3 protein-coding genes are annotated in these 8,334 nt (G+C 68.5%); 2 read left to right on the top strand and 1 reads right to left on the bottom strand.

Translation table 11 applies throughout. From position 1 onward, the window contains the following. Positions 1–112 precede the first annotated feature (112 nt). The gene (locus D7V88_RS08265; protein ID WP_158625038.1) at positions 113–7,249 is read left to right on the top strand and encodes an RHS repeat-associated core domain-containing protein; all 7,137 of its coding nucleotides are present in this window, start codon (positions 113–115) and stop codon (positions 7,247–7,249) included. Between the two features lie 89 nt (positions 7,250–7,338). Further along, on the top strand, positions 7,339–7,734 hold the full coding sequence (locus tag D7V88_RS08270) for a hypothetical protein (RefSeq protein ID WP_244238052.1): 396 nt from the start codon (positions 7,339–7,341) through the stop codon (positions 7,732–7,734). Between the two features lie 55 nt (positions 7,735–7,789). Here D7V88_RS08270 and D7V88_RS08275 read toward each other — a convergent pair. Continuing rightward, a partial coding sequence (locus tag D7V88_RS08275) for an OmpA family protein (protein WP_147448660.1) occupies positions 7,790–8,334 on the bottom strand: 545 nt, incomplete at its 5' end.

Below are 8,334 nucleotides of genomic sequence, written 5' to 3' on the forward strand. Positions count from 1 at the left end.
GATTATAATGTATTGCCCTCCTTGGGGTCGCCGGCAGACGGCGAACGTGTAACGCGTACCTGAGGGGGTACACATGAGACGGTTGTCTTTGAGCCCATGGCTGGGTTTGGCCATGGGCGTCGTCGTTGGGCTGTGGCCTCGTCTGGGCGCGGCGCAACTTGCGCCCACCGGCGGCCACTACGCGGCGCGCGCTTCCGACACCGGCATGTCGCCCGGCTCGGTCAATGCCTCCGGCGGTTACTCCGCCTCCATTCCCCTGGACCTGCCGGGTTCGCGCGGCGGACTGCCCGTGCCCCTGTCCATCGGCTCGGGTGCCCGGGGCGTCGGTGCCGTGGGCCTGGGCTGGGACATCCCGCTCTCCTACGTCCGCCGGGACATGACCTTCGCCCACCGCAAGCCGCGCAATGGCACGGGTGTCCCCACGGGTCGTGAGCAGGTCACCCTCTCCCTCCAGGGGCAGACGCTGGAGCTGTTTGCCCGGCAGGTTTCGGCGGGGCCGCCGCAGGTGTTGACCTGGGGGGCACGCTTTGGCGCGCCCGACCTCATCCTCAAGGAGGAGGCTGGCAACTGGGTGATGTTCGACGGCGACGGACAGACCTGGACCTTCACCCAGCCGGCGGGCCTCGGCGGGGCCGGCCTGTGGCTGCTGTCGTCCATCACCGGACCGGACAACACGGTCGTCCAGCTCACCTACGACGTCTTCCGTGTCCCCATTCCTGGCGGGGACCTGGGCTTCACCATCGACCTGCGACGGATCCTCTACAACAGGCATCCCCAGTCCGACTGCTTCAAGAACGAGGTCACGCTCAACTACGGCGCCCAGGGCACTTCACCCCTGTCGCTGTCCCTGCTGGGCGACATCCCGCTGACGCGGCTGCGCACCCTGAGCACCCTGGACGTTTCCAGCCGCGCCACGTGCGCCGGTTCCACCGAGCGGCTGCGCACCTATGCCTTCGCCTACCAGTCCGACGCCGACACCCGGCAGCCCCGCCTCGTCAGCGTCTCCATGTTCGGGCGCCAGGGCACCCCGGAGGAGTCCGTCGCGCTTCCCGTCGCCTCCTTCACCTACGGCGTCGCCACCACCAGCGGCAGTCTCACCTACGCCAAGACGGCTTCCATCCCGATGCCCGCGGGTGTGGACACCACGAAGCTCTCCAGCACCGGACGCGATGGCACGTTCCTGCCGCCGCTCACCTCCGAAGTGGGCTCCGCGACCTGGCAGAGCCTCACCGACGTCACGGGCGATGGCCTGCCCGACTTCGTCTACGCCAAGAGCGGCAAGCTCTGGGTCGCCCTCAACAAGCCCGGCGCTGCGGGCGCCACCACCCTGGGCACCGTCAACGCACAGCTTTCCGACACCACCTTCGCATCCGGCCCCTTCGAGTCGCGCAGCGCCACGGAGATGCGCTTCCCTGGCGACCCCAGGGCCAACGGCAAGGACCGGGTGTGGCGGCAGGCCGTGGACGTCAACGGTGACGGCCGCGTCGACTTCATCGACGCCGGAGAGACCTCGAACAAGTGGGTCATCTATCTCAACACGCCCGGCACCGGCACCACGGGTATCCTGTGGCAGCGCCGCTCGTATTCCATCAGCGCGCTCTACAACCACCTCGTCGGCCTGGGGCACTCCCTCAGCAATGGCTATCTGCCTCTCTCCAGCCGCTTCAGCGGCCGCGACCACCAGAGGCGCCTGACCTGGAAGTGGAACGACACCCTCCATGACTGGGAGCTGTACCCCCAGGGCTACCCGAACGGCGCCACGCCTCCCCTGGGCACGGCTTCGAGCGCGGAGCCGGAGAAGACCTACACCGAATGGGAGGTGATGGACGTCAACGGCGACGGCTTCCTGGATTTCGTCTTCAACTCCTCGCCCGTCATCGTGGATTTCATCAAGCCAGGCCGCGATGGCTCGCAGCCCAATGAAGTCCTCTGGGGCGACTTCTCCGTCAAGATTCATCCCCAGGCGGTGGACGCGAACGAGCTCCGGGCCTTCTTCAACATCTATGGCGTGCTCTTCTCCGACAGCACGCCTGCCTTTGCCGCGTCGCCCCTCCTGCTCAAGGCGAACACCGAATGCGGCGTGGGCCTCTGGCTCACGAACAGCGACACCCAGACCGTCAAATGCGGCCTCGCCGACGTCAACGGCGATGGAATCCTCGACCGGGTGGTGGACTCCACCGTCTTCCTCGGCAAGGGCAGCGGCTTCAGCAATGTGACGCTGACGCTGCCGTCCCCGGGCTCCCTGTCCGTGCAGGAGAACGCGCAGGAGCGCATCTGCACCTGGCCCAATCCGGATCCTCCCCTGAGCACCCCCTACGGCTCCGGCCAGACCCGGGGACTGCGCGACCTGACCGGCGATGGCATCCCCGACTACGTGGCCAGCAGCATCGTCAATTCGACCGTGCAATGGACCGTCGCGGTGGGCACCGGCGCGGGCTTCGCCCCGGCCGTGAACATCGATGTGGCGGGAAGCGGCTTCTCCCTCTCCAGCCAGACGGAGCGCTGCGACGGCCAGACGTCGAGCACCGTCGGCGGCCTGTATGACCTCAACGGCGACGGCAAGCCGGAGGTGGTGCGCCTCAACGGCACGTCCCTGGACGTCTACCAGCTCTCCGGTGGCACCCGCGCCGGCAAGCCCGAGGCCGGTCGCATCATCCGCGTGGACAATGGCTACGGCGCCCTCACCACCGTCAGCTACCGCTCCGCCAAGGAGGACGGCACCACGAAGCACCAGGTGCCCTTCCCGGAAGTCGTCGTCTCCTCCGTGGTGACCGTGGGCGGCAAGGGCCTGGGCGGCACGCTGGCGGAGACACGCTACGCCTACGGCGGCGCGGAGCTCGTCTACGACTCCGCGCTCCACACCTTCACGATGCCCGCCTACCAGCGCTCGGTGACATTGAGCACCGTCATCGTCCAGGGACGGGGCGAAGGCTACGCCACCATCACGGACACGTATCCGCAGCCCGCCTTCGACAACACCTCCCCGGCCGTGCGCTTCGGCCGAGCCCTGCTGGCGGGCAAGGTGCGTGACATCACCACCGTCACCACCTCCAGCCTGGACCCCTGGACGCTGCTGGCCACCGACCTGCCCACCTACGCCCGACGGCTGAAGGGCACGCACGTCGAATGGGGCACGAAGTACTTCGCGGAGCCCGTGCCCGCCGGTACGCCCAACGAGGGCCTGGACTGCTTCGAGCTGGCCCATCCGCTGGATTTCAATGCCTCGTACCTCGTCATCAACAGCGGGTACGACGCCTGCCGCGCGCACGGCTTCGCCTACGAGCGCGTCACCGATTCGTGGCGTGGGAGCGCGGCCCCTCCGTCCGCCGCCAACGTGGCCACCCGCCTGGAGGCGACGGACGTCGACAACCAGGGCCGGGTCCTCAACATCAAGCACTTCAACGACACCTACCGGAGCGATGACGACCTCTGCGTGGAGACGAAGTACGCCACGCCCACCGGCACGGGGGCGGCCCCCAGGGTGCTCCACGCGCCCATGAGCCGGCGCCACTGGACCTGCGACAAGACGCCCTATGTGACGCTCGCCTCCGAGTCCTGGCGGTACGACGGCCTGGCCTCCGGCAGCGTCTCCGCCGGGCACCTCACCTCGCACATCCGCGACCGCCGCGACGCCACCGGCGCGGTGCTCGACACGGTGACCGAGTACACCGTCAGCTACGACGCCGCCGGCAACCCCGAGACCGTCAGCCGCGTGCGCGATGACGGCGCCACGCGCACCGTGAAGCTCGTCTATGACGAATTCGGGCTCGCGCTGAAGGAGCAGCGCGTGGACGCCACGGGCATCCCGACGCTCGTCAGCACCCTCAAGCGCGATTCGGTCAGCCTCGCGGCGCGCCTCATGACCGACCCGACCCAGACCGTGTACGGCGTCGACCTGGACGGCTTTCTGCGGCCGGTGCGCTCCACCGTGCACCCTGTCGACGGCGACATGGGCGTGATGTCCACCACGAGCTACCTGGGCTTCTCCGGCGCGGATCCGCTCGGTCGGCGCGTGATGAGCAAGACCTTCATGGACCCCGTCGCGCCGGGCACCGAGGCCAGCGCCCTGGGAAATACCAGCACCACGTTCCTGGACGAGCTGGGCCGCGCGCGCCGCACCGAGTCCCCCCTGGGCAGCGACTACGGCACCGAGGTGATGATCAGCGGTGAGCGCACCTACGACAACCTGGGGCGGGTGGCGTTCGAAGCGGATCCCTACCCGGCCTCGCAGAACGCGGCCACCGTCTACGGCACCAGTGCCTTCTTCAACCTGGATGGCACCCTGTCGTGTTCCATCCGCGGCAATGGCCCGCAGGCGTACACCACCACGCCGAGCCTGGGCACGGAGCTGTTGCCCACCTGCTACTCGCGCACGTTCGCGAACCACCTGGAGACGGTGTCCCTCCAGGACGCCGTGGCGCTGACCTCCACCTCGCCGCAGGTGAACGTCCTGCGCTCCTCCACGATGACGGCCACGGGCCGGATCCTGTCGCGTTCGACGATCAGGTCCGGCACTCCGCTGGAGCACGCCACCTTCACCTATGACCGGCTGGGGCAGGCGACGGGGATGACGCGCTACCTGGATCCGGTGGGACTCACGGGACCGGTGACGTGGTCGTGGGTGTTCGACTCCTTCGGCCAGCGCGTCCAGTGGCAGGAGCCGGACACCGCCGCGCGGACGATGAAGTACAGCATCTGGGGCGAGCCGCTGGAGGTGAAGTGGACGGAGGCCGTCGCGACGCCCACGGGAGAGCGCAGCCAGGTCACCCAATACGATGCCCTGGGCCGCGTCACGCACACGGAGGATCGCACCCGGGGCGTGACGGAGTCGGACACCGCCTACGACTACCTCTATGACGTGGGAGCCAGCCCCACGTCCCTCGTCACCCCGACCCACGTCCTGGGAAGGCTGGCGCGGACCAGGTCCTCCCTGGGCGAGGTCTCCTACAGCTACAACGCCTACGGCCAGACCAACGCGCGCGTCTACTCCGACAGCCAGGGCACGTACTACGTGGAGAAGACCGACCTGCACGCGGACGGTGCGCTCGACGCGCTCACGCTCTTCCTGCCCGACACCGGCTACCAGAAGGAGGTGGCCTGGTACGCCTACGACACCGCGCGCCGGCTCATGTACGTCAAGTCCGAGGGCCCGGACGACAGCCGGGAGCTCTTCGTGGCGAAGTCCATCGACCCGTTCGGCCGGGTGCGCCAGTCCATCGTCGGAGGCGTGGTGGAGTTCGTCGGGGACTACGCCGACACGGGGCGCCGGCTGGTGCGCAGCCTGTCCCTCGGCTCCAGCTACGGCTCCCGCAGCATCGGCATTGCCTCCTTCGACGCCGTGGGCCGCGAGATGGTGCGCACGGAGACCGTCAACGGCGCCTCCCCTGGCGTGAAGACAAACCTCTCCTACGACGCGCTCGGGAGGCTTGCGACCTCCAAGCGCACCCAGGGCGGCACCTCCCTGGCGGACTGGCAGTACACCTACGATGCGCTGGGCAACGTGCTCACCCAGGGCGACGTGCTCGGCTCCTTCGACGCCACCATGAGCTACGGCACCGTGGACCGCGACCGGCTCTGCCGCATCGGCTACGGCAACGGAGGGCTGGGGGGCACCGCGTGCAACGTCACCCACGATAGCTCCGGCAACGTGCTGCGCCAGCCCACGCGCACGGGCCTGCGCGACGCGTCCTATTACCCCTCGGGTGATGTGCGCACCCTCTCCGCGCCGGAGGGCACCGCCTTCTTCCGCTCCGGCGCCGCGGGCACCTTGCAGGAGTTGGATCTGCGCGTCGTGGGCAGGGACGCCCGGCACGAGTGGAAGTTCGGCGACTACCTGGAGCTCAAGGAGCAGGTCATCGACGGCCAGTCCACCCAGCTCCTCACCCGCAACATTCCGGGCCCAGGGGGCATCGTCGCCACCCGGCGGGGCCCCAAGGACGATTGGGCCTTCCCCTTCGGGGAGATGCGCGGCGCGCGCTACGCCGTCGACTCCAAGGGGCGGTTCATCCAGGACGTGGACTACCGGCCCTTCGGCGAGGCGAAGTCCAGCGGCACCGTGAGCCCGGGCGCGCTGCTCTACTCCAGCGCCCAGTGGAATGGCGGTGAAGCCCTGGAGTCACTGGGCGTGTCGCAGTTGGGCGCGCGCATCTACGACCCCGTCATCGGCCGGTTCCTCAGTCGCGACCCGCTCCTCGTGGTCCGCACCGCGGCCACCACCCATCCCTACGCCTTCTCGCTGAATGATCCGATCAACCGCTCCGACCCGACGGGCCTGGATTCGGGGTGCATCGGCCAGGAGTGCCGGGGACCCTCGGGAGGTGGCTTCCCGGGCATGCCGGGCGGAGGAGGGGGCCCCAGTTCCATCAACAACCCGGGCCAGTACTTCCCGTCCGCGGGGGCGTCCGGCGGCTTCGCGGACCCCGAGGCGTCCTTCCGGCCGATCGCGTCCACGACGACCTTCCCCCAGGGGCCCCAGACCCTTCCGGGCAAGGTGCTGAAGCGCATCGTCACAGCCCTCTCGGGCATCGACATGGACCCCTCGTTCAACTTCGATACGATGGCGGCGTCGGGCGCCACGGTCCAGGAGGTGCTCGACCGGGTCGCGAACTCGCAGCAGGGCGCCGAGGCCATCGTCGCCCGCCATAACGCGGCGATCGACCGGTGGTCGAGCTTCGCGCAGGGCTTCGGCGACTCGGTCATGTTCTGGTGCCCGGGCTGCACGCAGAACATGCGCGCCAGTTGGGGCATTACCTCCGGCGGGGACTTCTACTACTACACGGTCGGGACCCTCACCGGCGTCGTCGGCTCGTTGCTGACCCCCAATGCATCGTCGGTCATCAAGCCGCCCAAGTACGACTACCAGGCACAACTGCGCGCCGAGCTGTGGCACGTGAACTACGTCCGGGGAAAGATGAACTGCGCCAACTGCGTCATCGCCTCCCACGCGACGCTCTCTGGCAATCCCGCGAGCGCGCTCAGGTCCATCGAGGGAATGGCTCCCGAGGCCATCGAGGCGTACTTCGGCCGCCCCTTTGTCCAGATGAACAACATCAAGGAGGTCTCCACCGTCGTGGCGAACTGGGAGCAGGGCGCCATGGGCGGCCTCATGAGCATCAACCGGGCAGGCGAAGCCCACATCATCCTGGTGCGCAACAACCTGGGGAAGGCCTTCTTCGTGGACCCCCAGTCACTCAGCATGAATGCGAAGCTGACGGGCATGAGCGCCTGGTATCTGATGAAGCTGCCTTGAGTTTCCGGGGAGGAGGCTGCGCGCCTCCTCCCCGGCTTGTCTGCTTCTCACAGGTATTCCGTCTTGTTGGATGCTGCGATGCGCATTGATTGCGATTCAAAGTTGTCCCCGCCATCCTCCTCGTCAAAGACATCCACGTCTTGGAGGAAGTCATCATGCGCAAAGCCGCTCTTCGTGCTGTTCTGGGTCTGACCGCCGTCGCGGGCATCGCCGTGTCATCGGGTGTCGCGTTCGCCGCCCCTGCCATCAACTGGGAGTCGGGTCTGACGTTCTACGGTGACAATTTCAGGACCCCCGTGGCGAACTTCCCGAACCCCGACGGCGGGTGTCATCCGTTCCCGGCCGACGCCGACGCTCTCGTTGGATGGAGCAACGTCGAAAACGTGATCGCCTACCGGACCGATGACTGCAGCGGCTACCCCATCGCGCTCGGCACGCTGAGGACGTTCCGGCCGGGCGAGTACGCGAGCTTCACCGCCTTCTGAGAATGAAAGCCCTGCGCTGTCACACCCTGTGAGCAGGGGAGCCCGGGCGTCCGCCTCAGTCGGGCGGCGCCTGGGTCGGTGAGGGCGGAGGGGGCGCGGGCTCGCCAATGAGCAGGCGCAGCTCCGCGCGGCGGTTCTGTTCGCGGCCTTCCTGGGTGGCATTGGTGCTCGTCGGTCGGCGGGCACCGAAGCCCCGGGCCTCCAGTCGCGAGGCGGGCACGCCCTTCTGCACGAGGTAGCGGAGCGCCGCCTCGGCGCGCGCCAGGGACAGCCGCTGGTTGACGGCGTCGGAGCCTCCCGTGTCCGTGTGGCCTTCAATGCTCACGCGCGGGAGTTCGGGATGCTCCAGGAGCACCCGCGCCAACTGGTCCAGCACGCGCGAGGCGCCCGTCAGCGTCGCCGCGCCGGGTTCGAAGAACACCTGCCCATGCAGGAGCAGCCGCTCCCGGGTGAGGGTGACCAGGGGCCGCGTTTCGGCGGGGCAGCCGGACTGCTCCCGGGTGCCCTGCTCCTGGACGCAGGCGTCCAGCGCGTCCGGTACGCCATCCCCATCCGTGTCCGTCTCCGGTTCGGGCACGGCTTCGGGAGGAGGTTCGGGGG

The organism is Corallococcus terminator (genome assembly GCF_003611635.1).
Classification (GTDB): domain Bacteria; phylum Myxococcota; class Myxococcia; order Myxococcales; family Myxococcaceae; genus Corallococcus; species Corallococcus terminator.